Genomic DNA, 22688 nt, shown 5'->3' on the forward strand with positions numbered 1-22688 from the left:
AGAAGCGGGGCTTTTTATTGCCGGTCAATCAAGCTTCAGTCTTGGCTGCCGCTTTTTCCGCTGCGTCTTTGATCAGCGCTTGCAGCGAACCATCGGCTGCCATTTCAGTGATGATGTCGCTGCCGCCAACCAGTTCACCGGCTACCCACAGTTGCGGGAAAGTCGGCCAGTTGGCGTATTTAGGCAGGTTGGCGCGAATTTCCGGATTCTGCAGGATATCCACGTAGGCGAACTTCTCGCCACACGCCATGATGGCATGGGAGGCTTTTGCGGAAAAACCGCACTGAGGAGCGTTAGGCGCGCCCTTCATGTAGAGCAGAATGGTGTTGTTGGCAATCTGGTCTTTGATCGTTTCGATGATATCCATGGAACACCTCGGCTGGAACTTTGCGACTCACAGGTCGGCACGGTGGCGCATTGTAACGCAAAATCCCAGCGCGGTGCTCGGGCACCTCACGCCGCTGCCACTTGCACCGGCACGCCATTAAGCGCGGCGTTACCCGACAACTCGTCCAACTGCCGCTCGTCAGTCAAGTCATTGGCACTCGCCCCGGGCTGAGCACTGGCGATGCTCATTTGTACGCCCGGGCGGCCATGCCCCCAGCCATGAGGCAGGCTGACCACGCCCGGCATCATGTCCAGGCTGGCCAACACGTCCACTTCGATCATGCCGATGCGCGAACTTACCCGCACCCGTTGACCGTCATTGAGCTGTCGCCTGGCGAGGTCGTCAGGATGCATCAGCAATTGATGGCGTGGCTTGCCCTTCACCAGCCGATGGTAGTTATGCATCCAGGAATTGTTACTGCGCACATGACGACGGCCGATCAGCAGCAGCTCGTCGGCCACCGGCACCGGCTGCGCCTCGAAGCGCGCCAGGTCAGCGAGGATCACAGCCGGTGCCGCCTGGACCTTGCCATCGGCAGTCTTCAAACGCACTGCGAGATTGGCCTTGAGCGGCCCCAGGTCCACGCCATGGGGATGATCGGCCAACATCGCCACCGATAGCTTATGACTGGATGCATCACCGTAGGCGCCTGCGCGCAGCCCGAAATCGATCATCTGTGCCGGAGGCAGGGTTGGCTTGAGCGCTACGCCGGTCTGCGCCGCGAATGCCTTGGCCAAGCCGACAAAGATCTCCCAGTCATGCAGCGCACCCTCGGGCTTGGGCAGGATCGCTCGGTTGAAGCGGGTGACATTGCGTACCGCGAACATATTGAAGGTGGTGTCGTAGTGATCGTTTTCCAATGCAGAGGTGGACGGCAGGATCAGGTCGGCATAACGCGTGGTCTCGTTGATATAGAGGTCGACGCTGACCATGAACTCCAATCCATCCAGCGCCTGCTCCAACTGGCGACCGTTGGGCGTCGACAGCACCGGATTGCCGGCCACTGTCACCAGCGCGCGGATCTGTCCTTCGCCTTCGGTGAGCATTTCCTCGGCCAGAGCCGACACCGGCAACTCTCCGCCGTATTCCGGGCGCCCGGACACACGGCTCTGCCAGCGATTGAAATGGCCGCCACCAGTCGAGGCTACCAGGTCGACCGCCGGGCTGGTGCACAGCGCACCGCCCACGCGGTCGAGATTGCCAGTTACCAGGTTGATCAACTGCACCAACCAGTGACACAGGGTGCCGAACGCCTGGGTCGAGACTCCCATTCGGCCGTAGCAAACGGCTTTGTCAGCGCCAGCGAAGTCGCGGGCCAACTGCCGAATCTGCTCGGCAGGCACTGCACACTGGCGACTCATTGCCTCGGCGCTGAATCCCACAATTGCTCGGCGCACGTCCTCCAGCCCTTCAACTGGCAAATGGCTGTCGCGGGTCAGCCCCTCAGCGAACAAGGTGTTGAGCAGCCCGAACAACAGCGCCGCGTCGCCTCCGGGGCGTACGAACAAGTGCTGGTCGGCGATGGCGGCTGTCTCGCTGCGCCGAGGGTCGACCACCACTACTTTGCCGCCACGCGCCTGAATGGCCTTGAGGCGTTTTTCTACGTCCGGCACGGTCATTATGCTGCCGTTGGAGGCCAGCGGGTTGCCGCCGAGAATCAACATGAAGTCGGTATGGTCGATGTCCGGAATGGGCAGCAACAGGCCATGGCCGTACATAAGGTGACTGGTGAGGTGATGGGGTAGTTGATCGACCGAGGTCGCGGAAAAGCGATTGCGCGTTTTCAATAGCCCGAGAAAGTAGTTGCTGTGGGTCATCAACCCATAGTTGTGCACGCTGGGGTTGCCCTGATACACCGCCACCGCGTTCTGCCCGTGCCGGGCCTGGATGCTTGCCAGCCGTTCGGCCACCATGGCAAACGCTTCATCCCACGCGATCGGCTGCCATTCGCTGCCGACCCGTAGCATCGGCTGGTGCAGGCGGTCCGGGTCATTCTGGATATCCTGCAGGGCCACGGCCTTGGGGCAGATGTGCCCGCGACTGAAACTGTCCAGGGGGTCGCCCTTGATCGAGGTGATCGCCAGGCTGCCATCGTCAGCCTGGGTGGTTTCCAGGGTCAGGCCGCAGATGGCTTCGCACAGGTGGCAGGCACGGTGATGGAGAGTCTTGGTCATGGCCAGTCTCTTTTATAGGGGCTTTGGCTTAACTATGGGCGGCGAGCTGCCAGCGCGCCAGCAACCTTCGTGCTGTGAATCGGTGGGCATAGGCCAGGGCATGGCTAAGCATGAGTAAATGTTTCAGAAACCGTCCATCCAGCGGCTTAAACCGACGCTACCTGGCTTGGGCCCGCCTCGGCGCATTGCAAAAGGCCTCGGCGCCAGTGTACAAATGACCCGCTGCTGTCAGGAAATCGTCTTCAAACGCGCGTCAGCGCCCTGCTTGAACACCCCTAAAAACCGTAGCCCTATTGGTAAGACGCGACATTTAATGTCAATATCGCGCCTTCCCCTATTTCGTCGCCCCGTGCGGCTTCCGCCGCAGGTCTCGCCCGTTGTCACAATAAACAAGGCTTTGAGTATCTGCGGTCTGTTGCAAAAAGGTAGTTAATGATGAGCGCAAGGCACTTTCTCTCCCTGATGGATTGCACGCCCGAAGAGCTGGTCAGCGTGATCCGTCGAGGCATTGAGCTTAAAGACCTGCGTAACCGCGGCGTACTGTTTGAGCCTTTGAAAAACCGTGTACTCGGGATGATTTTCGAGAAATCCTCGACGCGTACCCGCCTGTCGTTCGAAGCCGGCATGATCCAGCTAGGTGGCCAGGCGATTTTCCTGTCACCGCGTGACACCCAACTGGGCCGTGGGGAACCGATCAGCGATTGCGCCAGGGTCATGTCACGCATGCTCGACGCGGTGATGATCCGTACCTTCGCCCACAGCACCCTGACCGAGTTTGCCGCCAACTCTCGCGTGCCAGTGATCAATGGCCTGTCCGATGACCTGCACCCCTGCCAGTTGCTGGCCGACATGCAAACCTTCCTTGAACACCGTGGCTCGATCCAAGGCAAGACCGTGGCCTGGATCGGCGACGGCAACAACATGTGCAACAGCTATATAGAGGCGGCGATCCAATTCGACTTCCACCTGCGTATCGCCTGCCCTGAAGGCTACGAGCCGAGCGCCGAGTTCATGGCCAAGGCCGATGGCCGTGTGCAATTGCTACGCGACCCCAAGGATGCCGTAGTCGGCGCTCACCTGGTCAGCACCGACGTCTGGACCTCAATGGGCCAGGAAGACGAAACGGCCAAACGCCTGGCCCTGTTCGCACCATTCCAGGTGACCCGCGCCCTGCTCGATACGGCCGCGCCGGACGTGCTGTTCATGCACTGCCTGCCTGCCCACCGCGGCGAAGAAATCAGCCTCGACCTGCTTGACGACCCGCGTTCGGTGGCCTGGGACCAGGCCGAGAACCGCCTGCATGCGCAAAAAGCCCTGCTGGAATTTCTCGTCGAACCGTCGTACCACCACGCATGAGCCAGCCACTTCTGCTGAACCTGCGCAACCTGGCATGCGGCTATCAAGATCAACGAGTGGTGCAGAACCTCAACCTGCACCTCAATGCCGGCGACATCGGTTGCCTGCTCGGTTCCTCGGGGTGCGGCAAGACCACCACCTTGCGCGCCATTGCTGGCTTTGAGCCGATACATGAAGGCGAAATCAGCCTGGCCGGCGAAGTCATCTCCAGCGCAGGGTTCACCCTGGCACCCGAGAAACGTCGTATCGGCATGGTGTTCCAGGACTACGCTCTGTTCCCGCACCTGAGCGTGGCCGATAACATCGGCTTCGGTATTCGCAAACATCTGCAAAAGGATCGTGTAGTCGCCGAGTTGCTGGAACTGGTCAACCTGAAGGATCTGGGCAAGCGTTTCCCACACGAGCTTTCCGGTGGCCAGCAGCAACGTGTCGCCCTCGCCCGCGCCTTGGCGCCGGAGCCACAACTGTTGCTGCTGGACGAACCGTTTTCCAATCTCGATGGCGAACTACGCCGCAAGCTCAGCCATGAAGTGCGCGATATCCTCAAGGCGCGGGGCACCAGTGCGATCCTCGTTACCCATGACCAGGAAGAAGCGTTCGCCGTCAGTGACCATGTCGGCGTGTTCAAGGAGGGCCGTCTTGAGCAGTGGGACACGCCCTACAACCTTTATCACGAACCGCAGACGCCCTATGTCGCCAGTTTTATCGGCCAGGGCTATTTCATCCGGGGTCAATTGAACTCGCCCGAGTCAGTGAGCACCGAGCTGGGTGACCTGCGTGGTAATCGCGCCTATACCTGGGCCATCGGCGGCGCGGTGGATGTTTTGCTGCGCCCGGATGATATCGTCTACGCGCCGGACAGCGCATTGAAAGCTCGGATCGTCGGCAAGACGTTCCAGGGAGCCTCGACCTTGTACCGGTTGCAACTGCCAACGGGTGCACAGCTGGAATCGATTTTCCCCAGCCATGTTGATCAACAGATGGGGACGGATGTAGGGATTCGAGTGGCTGCCGAGCATCTGGTGCTGTTCCAGGCGTAAGCAGCTTTCTGAGGAAACCGGGTTAAACATGTGGGAGGGGGCTTGCCGCCTCCCACATTTGAATCGTAACAGGGCTGAAAGTCAGGCCCGGCCAATCGGCGCGAACTTGGCCTGGGTATGTTCGGCCAGCACAGCTGCGGATAACTCCACCTCCAGCCCCCGCCGCCCCGCACTCACAAAAATCGTTGCAAAGGGTTGCGCCGTTTCGTCGATAAACGTACGCAAGCGCTTCTTTTGTCCCAGCGGGCTGATGCCGCCCAACAGGTAACCGGTGGAACGCTGAGCCGCTGCCGGATCGGCCATTTCGACTTTTTTCACGCCTGCCGCAAGAGCCAGCGCTTTCAAATCCAGACTTCCGACGACCGGCACCACCGCTACCAACAATTCGCCTTTCTCGCTGCTGGCCAACAGCGTCTTGAACACCTGCGCAGGGTCAAGACCCAATTTTTCCGCGGCCTCCAGGCCATACGAAGCCGCCTTCGGGTCGTGTTCATAGCTATGGATGCGATGTTCGGCGCGAACTTTTTTCAACAAATCCAATGCGGGCGTCATGGAGTCTCCGGGCAGGGAAAACAGGCACCCAATTCTAGGCCAAGCGCAGGCAAAACGCTCTAGTCCAAGCGCTGCTGGCGCACAGGCCAAACCTAACCCGCATGATCATTCATCAGACCAATAGTTAGAAAGTGACTGGCGGTTCACTTTCGACCTTTGACAGCGGTCATTCTTGTCTATATTTTTTCGTTTCCGAATACTGTAGGAATACTCCTCAGTACTCCAGCAGTAAGCCGCGACCCAGGATGGGGATCCTTGTCACGGTGAAAATCGCGCAACCGCCCGCTGAGGCAGTGCGCCAGACAAGAACAACAATCGAGGTTTGCCATGACAACTGCTCTTCAACAGCCTTCACTTTCGAGCCAATGCATGGCCGAATTCCTGGGGACCGCACTGCTGATCTTCTTCGGTACAGGATGTGTCGCCGCGCTCAAGGTCGCGGGTGCGAGCTTTGGCCTCTGGGAAATCAGTATTATCTGGGGGATCGGTGTGAGCATGGCGATCTACCTGAGCGCCGGTATTTCCGGGGCTCACCTCAACCCGGCGGTCAGTATCGCCCTGTGCATTTTTGCCGATTTTGAAAAGCGCAAACTGCCCTTCTATATTCTCGCCCAGGTCGCCGGCGCCTTCTGCTCTGCAGCCTTGGTATATACGCTCTACAGCAACCTGTTTTTCGATTACGAACAAACCCACCATATGGTCCGCGGCTCCCAGGCCAGCCTGGAACTGGCATCCGTGTTCTCCACCTACCCCCATGCACTGCTGGGCACGGCCCAGGCCTTCCTGGTGGAAATGGTCATTACCGCGATCCTGATGGGTGTGATCATGGCCCTCACCGATGACAACAACGGCCTGCCACGCGGCCCGCTGGCTCCGCTGCTGATCGGCTTGCTGATCGCCGTGATTGGCAGCGCCATGGGCCCGCTGACCGGCTTTGCGATGAATCCGGCACGGGATTTCGGGCCCAAGCTGATGACCTTTTTCGCCGGCTGGGGTGAAATGGCCTTTACTGGTGGCCGCGACATTCCTTACTTCCTGGTGCCGATTTTCGCCCCGATTGTCGGCGCATGCCTCGGCGCGGCAGCCTATCGCGGGCTGATTGCCCGTCACCTGCCGAGCGCCGCACCTGCTATAGCTGAAACACCTGACACGGCTGTCAACGGCAAGACCCGTATTTCCTGAAAGCGCCAGCCTGGCCCCCTGCCCTTCGCGGCCCAGGCTGATTTCTGACTTCCTTATTTCGTAAGGCACCTGACATGACCGACATTCAGAATAAGAACTACATCATTGCCCTCGACCAGGGCACTACCAGTTCCCGGGCGATCATCTTCGATCGTGACGCCAACGTGGTGTGCACCGCCCAGCGTGAATTCACCCAGCATTACCCGCAAGCCGGCTGGGTCGAACATGACCCGATGGAAATCTTTGCCACCCAGAGCGCGGTTATGGTCGAAGCGCTGGCGCAAGCCGGCCTGCACCATGACCAGGTCGCCGCCATTGGCATTACCAACCAGCGCGAGACCACCGTAGTCTGGGACAAGATCACCGGCCGCCCGATCTACAACGCGATTGTCTGGCAGTGCCGCCGCAGCACCGAAATCTGCCAGCAGCTCAAGCGCGACGGCCACGAGCAGTACATCAACGACACCACCGGGCTGGTCACCGACCCCTACTTTTCCGGCACCAAACTCAAGTGGATCCTCGATAACGCCGAAGGCAGCCGCGAGCGAGCACGCAATGGCGAACTGCTGTTCGGCACCATCGATAGCTGGCTGATCTGGAAGTTTACCGGCGGCAAGACCCACGTCACCGACTACACCAACGCCTCGCGCACCATGCTCTTCAACATCCACACCCTGGAGTGGGATGCGAAGATGCTGGAGATTCTGGATGTGCCGCGGGAAATGCTGCCGCAAGTGAAGTCTTCCTCCGAAATCTATGGTCGCACTAAGAGCGGCATCGCCATCGGCGGCATTGCCGGTGACCAACAAGCCGCGCTGTTCGGCCAAATGTGCGTGGAAGCCGGCCAGGCCAAGAACACCTACGGCACCGGCTGCTTCCTGCTGATGAACACCGGCGACAAGGCAGTGAAATCCAAGCACGGCATGCTCACCACCATCGCCTGCGGCCCACGCGGTGAAGTGGCCTACGCCCTTGAAGGCGCGGTCTTCAACGGCGGTTCCACCGTGCAATGGCTGCGTGACGAGCTGAAAATCATCAATGACGCCCACGACACCGAATACTTTGCCGGCAAAGTCAAGGACAGCAACGGCGTGTACCTGGTCCCGGCTTTCACCGGGCTGGGCGCGCCCTATTGGGACCCGTATGCCCGTGGTGCGCTGTTCGGCCTGACCCGCGGCGTACGCGTAGACCACATTATTCGTGCAGCCCTGGAGTCGATTGCCTTCCAGACCCGCGATGTACTCGACGCCATGCAACAAGACTCTGGCGAACGCCTCAAGGCCCTGCGTGTGGACGGCGGTGCGGTTGCCAACAACTTCCTGATGCAATTCCAGGCCGACATCCTCGGCACCCAGGTCGAGCGCCCGCAAATGCGCGAAACCACTGCCCTCGGCGCCGCCTACCTGGCCGGCCTGGCGTGTGGCTTCTGGGGCAGCCTGGACGAACTGCGTGGCAAGGCGGTGATCGAGCGCGAATTCGAACCCCAACTGGACGAAGCCGCCAAAGAAAAACTCTACGCCGGCTGGCAAAAAGCGGTGAGCCGCACCCGCGACTGGGAACCGCACGAAGGCGCTGAATAAGCCAAGCACCGGTTCCATATCGGGTTGTAACTGGCAGGGAGCCGATTCCTGCGTCATCATGGGCCACTTTTGTATGGCAGCCCAAAGGACGCCCCATGAATCTGCCTCCCCGCCAGCAACAAATCCTCGAACTGGTCCGCGAACGCGGGTATGTCAGTATCGAGGAAATGGCGCAGCTATTCGTCGTTACCCCGCAAACCATCCGCCGCGATATCAACCAGCTGGCGGACGCCAATCTGTTGCGCCGCTACCACGGCGGCGCGGCCTATGACTCCAGTGTCGAGAACACCGCATATGCCATGCGTGCAGACCAGATGCGCGACGAGAAACAGCGCATCGGTGAAGCCATCGCCGCGCAAATTCCCGACCACGCCTCGCTGTTCATCAATATCGGCACCACCACAGAATCCATCGCCCGCGCACTGCTCAATCACAACCATCTGAAAATCATCACCAACAACCTCAACGTCGCCACGATGCTCAGTGCCAAGGACGACTTCGATGTGTTGCTCACCGGCGGCAACGTACGCCGCGATGGCGGTGTGGTCGGCCAGGCCAGTGTGGATTTCATCAACCAGTTCAAGGTCGACTTTGCCCTGGTGGGCATCAGCGGTATCGACGAGGACGGCAGCCTGCTCGACTTCGATTACCAGGAAGTGCGGGTTTCCCAGGCAATCATTGCCAATGCACGCCAGGTGATCCTGGCAGCGGACTCCAGCAAGTTCGGGCGCAATGCCATGATTCGCCTGGGGCCGATCAGCCTGGTGGACTGCCTGGTGACTGATCAGCAGCCAGTGCCGGCGTTAGTGCAGTTGTTGAATGAGCATAAGGTTCGGCTGGAAGTCGTGTAGCGCCTGCACTGCCGCCATCGGGAGCAAGCCCCCTCCCACATTTTGAGCTGTGAACACATACCAATGTGGGAGGGGGCTTGCTCCCGATGGCGATCTATCCAGCACTCAACCTTTTGAGCCTTCCCCAGGCTCATGTTCATAAATCTTCCTTTTCCCACCCTTCGATGAGTTTTTTTAATCGAAGTTGGGTGGCTGTGTTCGCATTTATCAGCTACCATTTTCGCAAATGAACATTAATGTTCGAATTCCAAGACGAAAAGATCGCGAGGCTAGCCGATGAACCCTTCCACCTTGCCTGCTCCACCGCTTGCCGAAGTCTATGACGTTGCCGTAATCGGTGGCGGGATCAATGGCGTCGGCATTGCAGCAGACGCAGCCGGTCGCGGTTTGTCGGTATTCCTTTGCGAAAAGGATGACCTGGCCAGCCACACCTCATCGGCCAGCAGCAAGCTGATCCACGGCGGCTTGCGCTACCTGGAACATTACGAATTCCGCCTGGTGCGTGAAGCCCTGGCCGAACGTGAAGTGCTGCTGGCCAAGGCACCGCATATCGTCAAGCAGATGCGCTTCGTACTGCCCCACCGTCCGCACTTGCGTCCGGCCTGGATGATTCGTGCCGGCTTGTTCCTTTATGACCACTTGGGCAAGCGGGAGAAACTGGCGGGTTCCAAAAGCCTCAAATTCGGCGCCGACAGCCCGCTGAAAAGCGAAATCACCAAGGGCTTCGAATACTCCGACTGCTGGGTGGATGACGCCCGCCTGGTGGTACTCAACGCCATGGCTGCCCGTGAAAAAGGCGCACACATCCATACACAGACCCGTTGCATCAGCGCCCATCGCAGCAACGGCATGTGGGAAATGAACATGGAACGTGCCGATGGCAGCCTGTTCTCGATCCGCGCCCGCGCACTGGTGAATGCTGCCGGCCCGTGGGTCGCCAAGTTCATCAGGGACGACCTCAAGCTGGATTCGCCCTACGGCATCCGCCTGATCCAGGGCAGCCACCTGATCGTGCCAAGACTGTACGAAGGCGCCCACGCGCACATCCTGCAGAACGAAGACCAACGCATCGTCTTCACTATTCCGTACCTGAACCACCTGACCATCATTGGCACCACTGATCGCGAATACACCGGCGACCCGGCGAAAGTAGCGATTACCGAAGGTGAAACCGACTACATGCTTAAGGTGGTCAACGCGCACTTCAAGAAACAGCTGAGCCGTGACGATATCGTCCACACCTACTCCGGCGTGCGCCCACTGTGCAACGACGAGTCGGACAACCCGTCGGCCATCACCCGCGACTACACTCTGGCGCTGTCCGGCAGCAACGGCGAAGCGCCGATCCTGTCGGTGTTCGGCGGCAAGCTCACCACCTATCGCAAGCTGGCAGAATCGGCCATGGCCCAGCTGGCGCCGTACTTCACCCAGATGCGCCCAAGCTGGACCGCCACGGCCAGCCTGCCCGGCGGTGAAAACATGACCACGCCCGAAGCCCTGGCCGATGCGATCCGCGCCAAGTTCGACTGGATCCCGAGCGAAATCGCCCGCCGCTGGTCCACCACCTACGGCAGCCGCACCTGGCGCCTGCTGGAGGGCGTGCAATCGCTGGCCGACCTCGGTGACCACCTGGGTGGCGGCCTGTACACCCGTGAAGTTGATTACCTGTGCGCCGAAGAATGGGTGACGCAACCGCAGGACGTACTGTGGCGCCGTACCAAGCTTGGCCTGTTCACCACGCCGCAGGAGCAGGACAACGTGCAACGCTACCTGGCGAAGGTCGAACAAAGCCGTAGCAAGATCGAAGCGGCCTGATAGCCATCCCCAAACTGTAGGAGCGAGCTTGCTCGCGAGAAACCTGAGAGCGCCGCGTTTATTCAGAATAAACGCGGCGCTTTTGCGTTTTCGCGAGCAAGCTCGCTCCCGCAGATGACCTGGGCGGCATTCGGTTTTCCGAACGCAAGCTCCCGCCCTATTCGGTTTGCCGGACCCGGCGTCGAAAACCGCGTCGTAACATAAAGTTAATCCCGATATAAATCATATAGTTAACCTTTTATTTTCGGTATGGCACGACTCATGCTCTACACTCTTTGACGATTACCTGAGGCGCCTTAGGAGCCGTCTCGGGCATTCGCTGTACAAAAGAGCCGTTTAGCTGGCTTCATAAAAAAAACAAATGTCGAGGAAGTATTGATGCGCATCGTTCCCCATATCCTGGGCGCAGCTATTGCTGCTGCTCTGATCAGCACTCCAGTTTTCGCCGCCGAACTCACCGGCACACTGAAGAAAATCAACGACTCCGGCACCATCACTCTCGCTCACCGCGACAGCTCCATTCCGTTTTCCTACATCGCGGACGGTTCGGGCAAACCCGTGGGCTACTCCCACGACATTCAGTTGGCCGTCGTTGAACAGCTGAAAAAAGACCTGAACAAACCCGACCTCAAAGCCAAGTACAACCTGGTGACCTCGCAAACACGTATCCCGCTGATCCAGAACGGCACCGCGGACCTCGAGTGCGGCTCCACCACCAACAACGCCGAACGCGCCCAGCAAGTCGACTTCACCGTCAACATCTTCGAAATCGGCACTCGCCTGCTGGTCAAGAAAGACAAGGATGGCAAGCCGTCCTACGCTGACTTTGCCGACCTCAAAGGCAAGAACGTCGTGACCACCGCCGGCACCACGTCCGAGCGCATCATCAAGGCGATGAACGCCGACAAGCAGATGGGCATGAACGTCATCTCCGCCAAAGACCACGGCGAGTCCTTCCAGATGCTCGAAAGCGGCCGTGCCGTTGCGTTCATGATGGACGACGCGCTGCTCGCCGGTGAAGAAGCCAAGGCCAAGAAGCCGGACGACTGGGTCATCACCGGTACTCCGCAGTCCTTTGAAGCCTACGCATGTATGGTTCGCAAAGGCGACCCTGACTTCAAGAAGGCTGTGGATGGCGCCATCGTCGCCCTGTACAAATCCGGCGAGATCAACAAGATCTACAGCAAGTGGTTTGAAAGCCCGATTCCACCAAAAGGCCTGAACCTCAACTTCCCGATGAGTGACAAGGTTAAGGAGCTGATCGCTAACCCAAGCGACAAACCAGCGCCTGACGTAAAAATCTGATACCTGACTAAGCTTATTCCTGAGGGAGCCAACCTCCCTCAGGCATCTGTTACTACCTGCTGGCTTTAATTTGGAACACTCGACCTGGCGGTTTCCGAGCCGATCGTGTGTGCCTGGCATTCATTGCCAGGTGGGAAAGGATCTTCCCCAAGCGGGTGCTTGTACATTGATCGATCTCGAGGGGAGACCCTAATGAATTACAACTGGGACTGGGGCGTGTTCTTCAAGTCCACTGGCGTTGGCAGCGAGACGTATCTCGACTGGTACATCGCCGGCCTGGGCTGGACCATCGCCATCGCTGTCGTGGCATGGATCATCGCCTTGCTGCTGGGCTCCATTCTGGGGGTCATGCGCACCGTGCCAAACCGCATCGTATCGGGCATTGCGACCTGCTACGTCGAACTGTTTCGTAACGTGCCGCTGCTGGTTCAGCTGTTCATCTGGTACTTCCTGGTGCCCGACCTGCTGCCGCAGAACCTGCAGGACTGGTACAAGCAAGACCTCAACCCGACTACCTCGGCCTACCTGAGCGTTGTCGTGTGCCTGGGCCTGTTCACCGCCGCCCGTGTGTGTGAACAAGTGCGTACCGGCATCCAGGCGCTGCCCCGTGGCCAGGAGTCCGCTGCACGCGCCATGGGCTTCAAGCTGCCGCAGATCTACTGGAACGTGCTGCTGCCCCAGGCGTATCGCATCATCATTCCGCCGCTTACCTCGGAATTCCTCAACGTGTTCAAGAACTCCTCCGTGGCGTCTTTGATCGGCTTGATGGAACTGCTGGCGCAAACCAAGCAGACCGCCGAGTTCTCGGCCAACCTGTTCGAAGCCTTCACCTTGGCCACGCTGATCTATTTCACCCTGAACATGAGCCTGATGCTGCTGATGCGCGTGGTGGAGAAGAAAGTCGCGGTGCCCGGCCTGATCTCCGTGGGGGGTAAATAATGGACTTTGATTTCAGCGGCATCATCCCCGCCATCCCGGGCCTGTGGAACGGCATGGTCATGACCCTGCAGTTGATGGTCATGGGCGTGGTCGGCGGCATCATCCTGGGTACGATCCTTGCGTTGATGCGCCTGTCGTCCAGCAAACTGCTGTCGCGTGTGGCCGGCGCCTATGTGAACTACTTCCGCTCGATCCCGCTGCTGCTGGTGATTACCTGGTTCTACCTGGCGGTGCCGTTCGTGCTGCGCTGGATCACCGGCGAAGACACTCCCATCGGTGCGTTCACCTCCTGCGTCGTGGCGTTCATGATGTTCGAGGCCGCGTATTTCTGCGAAATCGTGCGAGCCGGCGTGCAGTCGATTCCCAAGGGCCAGATGGCCGCGGCACAAGCCATGGGCATGACCTACGGGCAGACCATGCGCCTGATCATCCTGCCCCAGGCGTTTCGCAAGATGACGCCACTGTTGCTGCAACAATCGATCATCCTGTTCCAGGACACTTCGCTGGTCTACACCGTGGGCCTGGTGGACTTCCTCAACTCCGCCCGCTCCAACGGCGACATCATCGGCCGCTCCAATGAGTTCCTGATCTTTGCCGGTGTCGTCTACTTCATCATCAGCTTTTCCGCCTCGCTGCTGGTCAAGCGTCTGCAAAAAAGGTTTGCCGTATGATCTCTATCAAGAACATCAACAAGTGGTATGGCGACTTCCAGGTGCTGACCGATTGCAGCACCGAGGTTAAAAAAGGCGAAGTGATCGTGGTGTGCGGGCCGTCCGGCTCGGGCAAATCCACCCTGATCAAGTGCGTCAACGCTTTGGAACCGTTCCAGAAAGGCGACGTAGTGGTCGATGGCACCTCCATCGCCGACCCGAAGACCAACCTGCCGAAACTGCGTTCGCGGGTGGGCATGGTGTTCCAGCACTTCGAGCTGTTCCCGCACCTGACCATTACCGAAAACCTGACCATCGCGCAGATCAAGGTGCTGGGCCGCAGCAAGGAAGAAGCCACCAAGAAAGGCCTGCAGCTGCTTGACCGCGTGGGCTTGTCGGCACACGCCCACAAGCATCCTGGCCAGCTCTCCGGGGGCCAGCAGCAACGTGTGGCAATTGCCCGCGCACTGGCCATGGACCCGATCGTCATGCTGTTCGATGAACCGACCTCGGCGCTGGACCCGGAAATGGTCAACGAAGTACTCGACGTGATGGTGCAACTGGCCCAGGAAGGCATGACCATGATGTGCGTGACCCACGAAATGGGCTTTGCGCGCAAAGTAGCCGACCGCGTGATCTTCATGGATGCCGGCAAGATCATCGAGGACTGCCCGAAGGAAGAGTTCTTCGGCGACATCAGCGCTCGCTCCGAACGTGCGCAGCACTTCCTTGAGAAAATCCTGCAGCACTAAGTACTACTTAGCTAAGTACACAGCTCCTACTGTAGAAACCGGGCCAATGTGGGAGGGGGGGCAAGCCCCCTCCCACACTGGACCACACAGGCTGGCAGCTCTGGTTGACCCAAGGCATCTGTGATGAAATGCGACCCCAATCAATATCGCGCCGCGCCGCCATCACTTGCCGTGAAGCCTCGTCTGATACGCCAACTGTTCCTGCCGCCGTTGATCATCGCCCTGATGGTCGGCTTGGGTTATATCGGCTTCTGGGTCAGTGAGTACTATGGCATCCGCACCCTCAGCGACAACGGCGAACGCCAGTTGGAGCTGCACGCCCGCACCGTCGAAAGCGAACTGAGCAAATACACCTACCTGCCCAGCCTGCTGGAGCTGGAGTCGAGCGTTTCGCGGTTGCTGGCCGACCCGAACCAGGAAACCCGCACCACGGTCAATGCTTACCTCGAGGGCCTGAACCGCCGCAGTCGCAGCCGGGCCATCTACGTGATGGACACCACCGGCCGCGTGCTGGCCACCAGTAACTGGCGCGATGCCGACAGTTACCAGGGTGAAGACCTGTCCTTCCGCGCCTATTTCCAGAATGCCGTACGCGGCCAGCCCGGCCGTTTCTATGGCATCGGCAGCACCAACGGCGAACCCGGCTATTACCTGGCCCATGGCCTGGAAGAGCATGGCAAGATCATCGGCGTCGCGGTGGTCAAGGTCCGCCTCGAAGCCCTGGAAGAACGCTGGCAACGCGCCCGCCTCGAAGCCTTCGTAAGCGACGAGAACGGCATCATCATCCTCTCCAGCGACCCGGCCCGCCGCCTCAAGGCCGTACGCCCACTGAGCGAAGACACCAAGGAACGCCTGGCCCACAGCCTGCAATATTACTGGGCGACGCTCAACGAACTGCAGCCCCTGGCCCGTGAGCGCCTGAACGAGGGCACCGAGAAACTGACCTTCCCGGCCAACAGCGAAGTGGTCAACGACGAGCACGCCGTCAGCTACCTGGCGCAAACCCGTCCGCTCAACGACACACCGTGGCAATTCACCTTGCTCACCCCGCTCAACGACCTGCGCCGTGCCGCGATCAACCAGGGCATCCTGGTAGCCGTTGCCTTTGGCCTGGTGGCCTTCTTGCTGATTGCCTGGAATGAACGGCGCAAGGTCATTGCCACCCGCCTCGCCGCCCGAGAAGCCCTGCAGGAGGCCAATAGCCAGCTGGAACGACGGATTGCCGAACGCACCGCCGACCTACGCGCCAGCAACGAACGGCTCAAGGGCCAGATCCGCGAACGGCGCCAAGCCGAAGAAACCCTGCGCCACGCCCAGGACGAACTAGTGCAGGCCGGTAAACTCGCGGCCATCGGCCAGATGTCCACCAGCATCGCCCACGAATTGAACCAACCGCTGGCGGCCCTGCGCACGCTGTCGGGAAACACGGTGCGTTTCCTCGAGCGCGGCGCCCTGGACACCGCCAGTACCAACCTCAAGGCCATCAACGAATTGATCGACCGCATGGGCCGCATCACCGCCAGCCTGCGCTCCTTTGCCCGACGCGGTGACGACCAGGGCGAAGCCAACCTCGGCAAAGCCGTGGACGCCGCGTTCCAGGTGCTGGGCGCACGCCTGGACGGCCTGCCGTTGACTTTGCACCGTGACTTCAGCAACGCCCAATTGCAGATCGACCAGACGCGCCTGGAGCAGATACTGGTCAACCTGATCGGCAATGCCCTTGATGCGATGCAAGCGCAACCGGCACCGCAGCTATGGCTGGAAGGCCAGGTCGTCGATGGCAAATATCGCCTGCGGGTGCGTGACAACGGCCATGGCATCGACCCCGAGACGCGCAAGCATTTGTTCGAACCGTTCTTCACCACCAAGCCTGGCGAGCAGGGCCTGGGCCTGGGCCTGACGCTATCGGCCAGCCTCGCGGCGGCCACCGGCGGCAATCTCGCCGTGGAGCACCCTGCCGGTGGTGGTACTGCCTTTGTCCTGAGCCTGCCGCTGGTGGGCACTCAACAAACCGAGTCGACATGAATACAGACACTACAACTGCGACCGACGACCTCACCGTGCTGATCGTCGAGGACGATCCCCATGTGTTGCTCGGCTGCCAGCAAGCCCTGGCGCTGGAAGACATTCCCAGCATCGGCGTGGGCAGTGCCGAAGAGGCGCTGCATCGCGTCGGCGAAAACTTCGCCGGCATCGTCATCAGTGATATCCGCCTGCCGGGCATCGACGGCCTGGAACTGCTGACCCGACTCAAGGCCCTGGATAAAAGCCTGCCGGTGGTACTGATCACCGGGCACGGCGACATCTCCATGGCGGTTGGTGCCATGCGCAACGGCGCCTACGACTTCATGGAAAAACCCTTCTCCCCCGAACGCTTGGTGGAAGTCGCCCGCCGCGCCCTGGAGCAGCGCGGGCTGGCGCGGGAAGTCTGGTCGTTGCGTCGCCAACTGGCCGAGCGCGACTCGTTGGAAGGCCGCATTATCGGTCGCTCGCCGGCGATGCAAAACCTGCGCGAACTGATCGCCAACGTCGCCGACACCTCGGCCAACGTGCTGATCGAAGGCGAGACCGGCACCGGCAAGGAGTTGGTCGCGCGCTGCCTGCATGATTTCAGCCGGCGCCATTCCCACCAGTTCGTCGCTTTGAACTGCGGGGGCTTGCCGGAGAACCTGTTCGAAAGCGAAATTTTCGGCCATGAAGCCAACGCCTTTACCGGCGCCGGCAAGCGCCGCATTGGCAAGATCGAGCACGCCCACCAAGGCACACTATTCCTCGATGAAGTGGAAAGCATGCCGATCAACCTGCAGATCAAACTGCTGCGGGTCTTGCAGGAGCGCACCCTGGAACGCCTGGGTTCGAACCAGAGCGTGGCGGTGGATTGCCGGGTTATCGCCGCCACCAAGTCCGACCTCGACGAACTGAGCCGCGCCAGCCAGTTCCGCAGCGACCTGTACTACCGCCTCAATGTGGTGACCCTGGAACTGCCGCCCCTGCGCGAGCGGCGCGAAGACATCCTGCAGCTGTTCGAACACTTCTTGCAGCAATCGTCACTGCGCTTCGACCGCAGCGTTCCGGACCTCGACAACCAGACCTTGTCCAGCCTGATGAGCCACGACTGGCCGGGCAACGTGCGGGAGCTACGCAACGTCGCCGAACGCTTCGCCCTCGGCCTGCCCGCCTTCAAGAAAAGCGGCGCCGGCAGCGGTAACCAGGGCCTGGCCTTTACCGAGGCAGTGGAAGCTTTTGAGCGCAACCTGCTCAGCGACGCGTTGCAACGCAGCGGCGGCAACCTGACCCAGGCCAGCCAGGAACTGGGCATGGCCAAGACCACGTTGTTCGACAAGGTCAAGAAATACGGGTTGAGCCACTGATGGATCTTGTTCTGAAGGCCGCCCTTGGCGCGGCGGTGGTGTTGATCCTGGCGGCGTTGGCCAAGACCAAAAATTATTACATCGCGGGGCTGGTGCCGCTGTTTCCGACCTTTGCGCTGATCGCCCATTACATCGTCGGCAAGGGCCGTTCGGTGGAGGACTTGAAGACCACCATCGTGTTCGGGATGTGGTCGATCATTCCTTACTTTGTGTATTTGGCGACCTTGTATGTGATGGTGGATCGGATGCGGCTGGAAGCGTCACTCGCTGTGGCGGCCGTAGCGTGGTTGATGGCCGCGACGGTGCTGGTCAGCGTGTGGGTACGCCTCCATACCTGACTCAACTCGGTCAAACATGTGGGAGGGGGCTTGCCGCCAATATCGGTGTGTCAGCGGACTATTTTGTCTACTTGAATTCCTAGCTTCTTCAGGCGATACCAGAAGCTGCGCTCGGAAATCCCGATGCGCTGTGCCGCCGCGGCCTGAACGCCATTGCTCTCCTGCAACGCCGCGAGGATGTAGGCCTTCTCCACCTCCGCCAACGCCGCATCCAGGTCCCGCGGCACGCCCGGCCCGTCGCTGAGGACCGCCGTCACCCCGCCCTCACTTGGCTTGGAAGCAAACAGATACCCCGGCAAATCAATATCCTCGATCACCGGCGACGCCGCCACGATGGTCGCGCGTTCCACGCAGTTCTGCAGCTCGCGGATATTGCCCGGCCAGTGATACGCCGCCATGGCCTGCAACGCCTCGGGGCTGAAACCGGTGATGCGTTTGCCGGCGGTGGCGCTCAAGGTCTGGGCGAAGTGCCGGGCCAGGGGCGCTATATCTTCCACGCGCTCGCGCAGGGCCGGCAGCGGAATCGGGAAGACGTTGAGGCGATAATACAGGTCTTCGCGAAACTCTTTGTTGGCCACCGCGTCCAGCAGGTTCTTGTTGGTGGCGGCGATCACTCGCACGTCGACCTTGCGCTCCCGAGGGTCGCCCACCGGCTCGATCACCCGCTCTTGCAAGGCACGCAAAATCTTGGCCTGCAACGCCAGGGGCATGTCCCCCACTTCATCGAGGAACAGCGTGCCCTTGTCGGCCTGCATGAAGCGCCCTACCCGGTCGGCCACGGCGCCGGTGAAAGCGCCTTTGCGATGCCCGAACATCTCGCTTTCCAGCAAGCCTTCGGGAATCGCCGCGCAGTTCACTGCCACAAAGGGTTTGTCGGCGCGGCTGCCGTGCTTGTGGATGGCGCGGGCGACCATTTCCTTGCCGGTGCCGCTTTCGCCGGTCAGCAGGATGGTCGTGCTGCTGTCACGTACCGAATCCACCGCCTGCAATACCTTGCGGAACGCCGGGCTGTCGCCGACCAGGCTGTCAAACTGTGCGTGCTCGTCCAGTTCGGCGCGCATGCGTGCGTTATCGCGCATGATGTCGCGAAATTGCAGGGCCTTGGCCACGGTGATGTCCAGCTCGTCGATATCGAACGGCTTGGCGATGTAGTCATAGGCGCCGTTGCGCATCGATTGCACAGCATTTTTCACCGTGCTGTAGGCGGTCATCACGATCACCGGCACTTGGGGGTAGCGCAGCTTGATCTCGGCCAGCAGCGCCGGGCCATCCATGCCCGGCATGCGCCAGTCGCTGATGACCAGGTCAATGTCCTCATCCCCCAGCACCTTGAGGGCATGCAGGCCATTGCCCGCGCTGAATACCTGGATGCCATTCTGGCTCAGGGCGGACGACAACAGGTCACACAGTTTGGGCTCGTCATCCACCACTAATACGTTATGCGTCATGCCTGTCCTCATCTTCGCCGTCGTCTTCACCGTTAGCCGGAATGTACAGGCTGAACGTGGCTCCGGCATCTTTCTCGCTGGCGCATTCGATGCTGCCGTCATGACTTTCCATGATCGAATAAACTTTGGCCAGGCCCAGCCCGGTGCCCGACGCCTTGGTGGTGACGAACGGCGTGAAGATGCGCTCGACCATATCCGCGGCAATGCCCTGGCCGGTATCGCCGATGCTGATCACCGTGTTATCGCCGACGCTGCGGATCCCGAGGGTCAGGCGCCCGCCTTCGGGCATCGCATCGATAGCATTAAGAATCAGGTTGAGGCAGGCCTGCTTGAGCTGCTTGGCGTCCGCATAGATCGTGGCGTCAGGCGCCTGGTCGTCTATCTGTGCATCGATGTTGTGGCTGCTCAGCTCCGGGCTGCAGAAACCGAGGATCTCTTCCACCAAGGCGCGGGCCGGCTGCAACACGCGGATCGGTGGGTTGGGCTTGGCAAAGTCGAGGAACTCGGTGATCAGGTCGTTGATGCGGCTGACCTCGCTGATCACATATTCCAGGTGGCGCTTGTCGGCGTCCGCGAGGTCGGCGCGCCGGTGCAACAGTTGGGTGGCGGTCTTGATGATGCCCAGCGGGTTGCGGATTTCGTGGGCCAGGCCCATGGCGACTTCACCCAGCGCATGCAGGCGATCACGCCGGCGCAACTGGGCTTCGAGGTGATGCAACTCGCCCAGGCGCTCGGTCATGTGATTGAAGGTGCTGCTCAGCTGCGCCAGCTCGTCACCACCGCTGACCACCACACGGTGGGCGTAACTGCCCGAGATCACGGCGTCCACGCCCTGGGACAGGTCCCGCAGCGGCTTGGTCAGGCGCCGCGACACCAGCAACCCGGCCGCCAGCGAAAGGGCCGAGCTAAGCAGGAAAATCAGCACGAACAGGTTGCTCTGGTTCACCAGCCCCACCAGGCTGGTATGACGTAGCAGTCCGCTGAAAATCACCCCTTGCAGCTCGCCAGCATCGTTGAAGATCGGCCAATACAACCCGCTGTACTGGTTGGTGAACTGCTCGCTGGGTTGTTTGGTACTGCGCAGTGCAGCCTCGACGTTTTTCGGGATGCGCGAGGGGTGATTCTCGAAGCGCTGGGTGGAAAATATTTCGGAAAAGCCTGCGGGGTTGGCCAGGTAAAGACGCAGGTCGAGGGAGTGCACATCGGCCACGCTGGTCAGGAAACTGCTATCCAGGTAGGTAGCCACCAGCAGCAGGTAATCAACGCCGTCACGGCTGGTTTCGAAGGTCGACACCACCAGGCCGGTACTCACCCCGGCGACTTGCACGGTCTGCAGCACCGCATTGCTGGTCAGGCTGATCTGCCTGACGATGTCATCGGCGGCCGTGCTGAACACCACCTTATGGTCACTGGTGCGAATCAGCGCCACCACGTCGATATCGGTGGCGTCGGCGATATCGGCGGTGAGCCGGTCATGCTTGGCGGCTTGTTTGGACGACGGCGGGCTGGTGTAACGCAAAAACAGCTTGGCCATGCGCGCGTTGTCATGAAGGATGTCGCCGATCTCGTCCTTGACGATCTTGGTCGACTCTTGCAGCCAGATGCGTACGTTGCTGTCGAAAATCTGCGATAGCGTGGTGGCGGCCAGCTCGGCCGCGATCATGGTCGGAATAACGCTGACCAGCCAGAACGCCAGCACCAGCTTGCGCTGGACGCTCCAACGCGAAATGGCAAAGGGGCGGGCTTTCTGGCGGGTCTTGGTGATCATCAGGTTTCGCTTATCGCAGCAGCCATGGCAGGGTCGGAACGATCCGGTCGAATAAACAGTTTTACAAGCTTGAGCAAGCCGTTGACCAGCCGGTTGCGGTGGCGAAAGAACAGGCTGTTGCCCTGGAACTCGCACCCCAGGCGCAGTTTACTGGCATACCCGGCCTGGCCGCACTCGTACAGCGGGATTTTGTGTTGAATACAATAGTCGACATTGGTCAGCCAACTGCGAAAGTACAGGTTGTATTCGCGGCTGAACTGGATGTCGTGACCAAAGAACTTGTCCACCAGCCGATGCTCGTCCAGCAGGATCAGGTTGAACGCCACCAGGTGTTCGCCCACCCAGTAAAGAACACAGACCGCCCGCTCGTTCAGTTGTTCGAGTACTTGGGTGAAGTAACCGGCGGGCAGGCGCTCGAACTGCAGGTCCGCGCGCGTCAGCGTCGCTTCATACAGGCGCATGACCTCGGGCAGCACATCATCGATATTGCGGCGCCACTCGACCCGCGGCCCCGGTGCGCGCAGTTTGCGGCGCAGGTCCTTGCGAGTGGATTTGCCCAGCGAACCCAAGTAAGCGTCTACTGAACCGTAGGGCAGCGGTAACACACCAGTAGGCAAGCTCGGCATATTTTGAAAACCTGCTGCCCTGCAGCTTTCAGCCCAATGCGGGTCGTTGGTCGGCGCGTCCTTGACCGCCACCAGCCCGATACCGAGTTGATCGGCGTCGGCACGCGCAGCCGTCAGCAACTGTTGCAGCAACAACGGGCGCCGTGCCTTGGACACATGGCTGGCGACCCCGGCATCACAGCGCTCAGCCACCGGCGAACCGATGGCGTACAACGCCAGTTGCAAAGCACCCGGCCACAGCCGGTCCAGGCGCTCGGTCAAGCGCTTGCCGGCCCCCGACACGGTGGTGTCGAGGCGATAATGGGTGATGAACGCGGCAGCCACAGCCACTAGCGTTTGATCGTCAAAGACCGCCAGGTAACGCCACTGAAAGTCATCGATCGCGGCGTTTTCCACGGCCAGGTAATAGTCCCAATCCTCCAGGGCACCGGGAAAACAGTCGTTCCAGGCATCGCGCTGAATGGCGCGGATGGTCGGGAAGGCTTGGGTGGTTAGCACAGTTTTTCCTTATCAACACCGCCCCACTGTGGGAGCGAGCTTGCTCGCGAAAATC

Annotated in this window: 19 protein-coding genes; 13 read left to right on the plus strand and 6 right to left on the minus strand. The window is 60.3% G+C overall.

Annotated elements, in window-relative coordinates:
* Positions 1 to 28: 28 nt before the first annotated feature.
* Positions 29 to 367 carry a Grx4 family monothiol glutaredoxin gene (gene grxD / locus ASD70_RS00475; RefSeq protein ID WP_056845419.1) on the minus strand — a complete coding sequence of 113 codons (339 nt, stop codon included), beginning with the start codon at positions 365 to 367 and terminating at the stop codon, positions 29 to 31.
* 86 nt (positions 368 to 453) lie between these two features.
* A complete protein-coding gene (locus ASD70_RS00480; protein WP_056845420.1) occupies positions 454 to 2562 on the minus strand; it encodes a molybdopterin oxidoreductase family protein in 2109 nt (702 codons plus the stop codon).
* A gap of 435 nt (positions 2563 to 2997) precedes the next feature.
* Between ASD70_RS00480 and argF the strand changes: the two genes are divergently transcribed.
* Together argF and ASD70_RS00495 are read left to right on the plus strand one after the other, a co-directional pair.
* A complete protein-coding gene (argF, locus tag ASD70_RS00490) occupies positions 2998 to 3918 on the plus strand; it encodes an ornithine carbamoyltransferase (protein ID WP_046071152.1) in 921 nt (306 codons plus the stop codon).
* Positions 3915 to 4958 carry an ABC transporter ATP-binding protein gene (locus tag ASD70_RS00495; protein ID WP_046071151.1) on the plus strand — a complete coding sequence of 348 codons (1044 nt, stop codon included), beginning with the start codon at positions 3915 to 3917 and terminating at the stop codon, positions 4956 to 4958. The genes argF and ASD70_RS00495 overlap by 4 nt, the downstream gene beginning before the upstream one ends.
* Positions 4959 to 5039: 81 nt before the next feature.
* Here the strand turns inward: ASD70_RS00495 and ybaK are convergent, their stop codons facing one another.
* Positions 5040 to 5510 (minus strand): Cys-tRNA(Pro) deacylase, encoded by a 471-nt coding sequence (ybaK, locus tag ASD70_RS00500; RefSeq protein ID WP_046071150.1) that lies wholly within the window; start codon positions 5508 to 5510, stop codon positions 5040 to 5042.
* Between the two features lie 327 nt (positions 5511 to 5837).
* Here ybaK and ASD70_RS00505 point away from each other — a divergent pair, with 327 nt between their 5' ends.
* The 11 genes from ASD70_RS00505 to ASD70_RS00555 all read left to right on the plus strand — a co-directional run bounded on the left by ASD70_RS00505 (position 5838) and on the right by ASD70_RS00555 (position 18293).
* Positions 5838 to 6692, plus strand: a complete 855-nt coding sequence (locus ASD70_RS00505) for an MIP/aquaporin family protein (RefSeq protein WP_046071149.1) — start codon at positions 5838 to 5840, stop codon at positions 6690 to 6692.
* A 74-nt stretch (positions 6693 to 6766) separates the two neighbouring features.
* Complete coding sequence (glpK, locus tag ASD70_RS00510) at positions 6767 to 8272, plus strand: glycerol kinase GlpK (RefSeq protein WP_056845421.1); 1506 nt, start codon at positions 6767 to 6769, stop codon at positions 8270 to 8272.
* Between the two features lie 95 nt (positions 8273 to 8367).
* Complete coding sequence (locus tag ASD70_RS00515; RefSeq protein ID WP_017526345.1) at positions 8368 to 9123, plus strand: DeoR/GlpR family transcriptional regulator; 756 nt, start codon at positions 8368 to 8370, stop codon at positions 9121 to 9123.
* Between the two features lie 276 nt (positions 9124 to 9399).
* Complete coding sequence (glpD, locus tag ASD70_RS00520; RefSeq protein ID WP_046071147.1) at positions 9400 to 10938, plus strand: glycerol-3-phosphate dehydrogenase; 1539 nt, start codon at positions 9400 to 9402, stop codon at positions 10936 to 10938.
* A 378-nt stretch (positions 10939 to 11316) separates the two neighbouring features.
* Positions 11317 to 12243, plus strand: coding sequence for a glutamate/aspartate ABC transporter substrate-binding protein (locus tag ASD70_RS00525; protein ID WP_046071146.1), 927 nt, complete (start codon positions 11317 to 11319; stop codon positions 12241 to 12243).
* 192 nt (positions 12244 to 12435) lie between these two features.
* A complete protein-coding gene (locus tag ASD70_RS00530; RefSeq protein ID WP_046071145.1) occupies positions 12436 to 13182 on the plus strand; it encodes an amino acid ABC transporter permease in 747 nt (248 codons plus the stop codon).
* Positions 13182 to 13853, plus strand: a complete 672-nt coding sequence (locus tag ASD70_RS00535; protein WP_046071144.1) for an amino acid ABC transporter permease — start codon at positions 13182 to 13184, stop codon at positions 13851 to 13853. Before ASD70_RS00530 ends, ASD70_RS00535 begins: the two co-directional genes overlap by 1 nt.
* Positions 13850 to 14584: an amino acid ABC transporter ATP-binding protein gene (locus ASD70_RS00540; protein WP_046071143.1), complete on the plus strand. Its 735-nt coding sequence runs from the start codon at positions 13850 to 13852 to the stop codon at positions 14582 to 14584. Before ASD70_RS00535 ends, ASD70_RS00540 begins: the two co-directional genes overlap by 4 nt.
* 123 nt (positions 14585 to 14707) lie before the next feature.
* Positions 14708 to 16609 (plus strand): sensor histidine kinase, encoded by a 1902-nt coding sequence (locus ASD70_RS00545; protein WP_046071142.1) that lies wholly within the window; start codon positions 14708 to 14710, stop codon positions 16607 to 16609.
* Positions 16606 to 17955, plus strand: a complete 1350-nt coding sequence (locus ASD70_RS00550; RefSeq protein WP_046071141.1) for a sigma-54-dependent transcriptional regulator — start codon at positions 16606 to 16608, stop codon at positions 17953 to 17955. Before ASD70_RS00545 ends, ASD70_RS00550 begins: the two co-directional genes overlap by 4 nt.
* Positions 17955 to 18293, plus strand: a complete 339-nt coding sequence (locus tag ASD70_RS00555; protein WP_056845422.1) for a GlpM family protein — start codon at positions 17955 to 17957, stop codon at positions 18291 to 18293. The genes ASD70_RS00550 and ASD70_RS00555 overlap by 1 nt, the downstream gene beginning before the upstream one ends.
* 50 nt (positions 18294 to 18343) lie before the next feature.
* Here ASD70_RS00555 and ASD70_RS00560 read toward each other — a convergent pair whose 3' ends face one another.
* From ASD70_RS00560 to ASD70_RS00570, 3 genes are read right to left on the minus strand one after another with little or no spacing between them, the layout of a single operon-like run.
* Complete coding sequence (locus ASD70_RS00560; RefSeq protein ID WP_056845423.1) at positions 18344 to 19741, minus strand: sigma-54-dependent transcriptional regulator; 1398 nt, start codon at positions 19739 to 19741, stop codon at positions 18344 to 18346.
* The gene (locus ASD70_RS00565) at positions 19731 to 21509 is read right to left on the minus strand and encodes a sensor histidine kinase (RefSeq protein WP_046071138.1); all 1779 of its coding nucleotides are present in this window, start codon (positions 21507 to 21509) and stop codon (positions 19731 to 19733) included. The genes ASD70_RS00560 and ASD70_RS00565 overlap by 11 nt, the downstream gene beginning before the upstream one ends.
* A complete protein-coding gene (locus ASD70_RS00570) occupies positions 21509 to 22633 on the minus strand; it encodes a GNAT family N-acetyltransferase (RefSeq protein WP_046071137.1) in 1125 nt (374 codons plus the stop codon). The genes ASD70_RS00565 and ASD70_RS00570 overlap by 1 nt, the downstream gene beginning before the upstream one ends.
* Positions 22634 to 22688: the final 55 nt, after the last annotated feature.

The sequence above is a fragment of the Pseudomonas sp. Root569 genome, assembly GCF_001427465.1.
Taxonomy (GTDB): Bacteria; Pseudomonadota; Gammaproteobacteria; order Pseudomonadales; family Pseudomonadaceae; genus Aquipseudomonas; species Aquipseudomonas synxantha.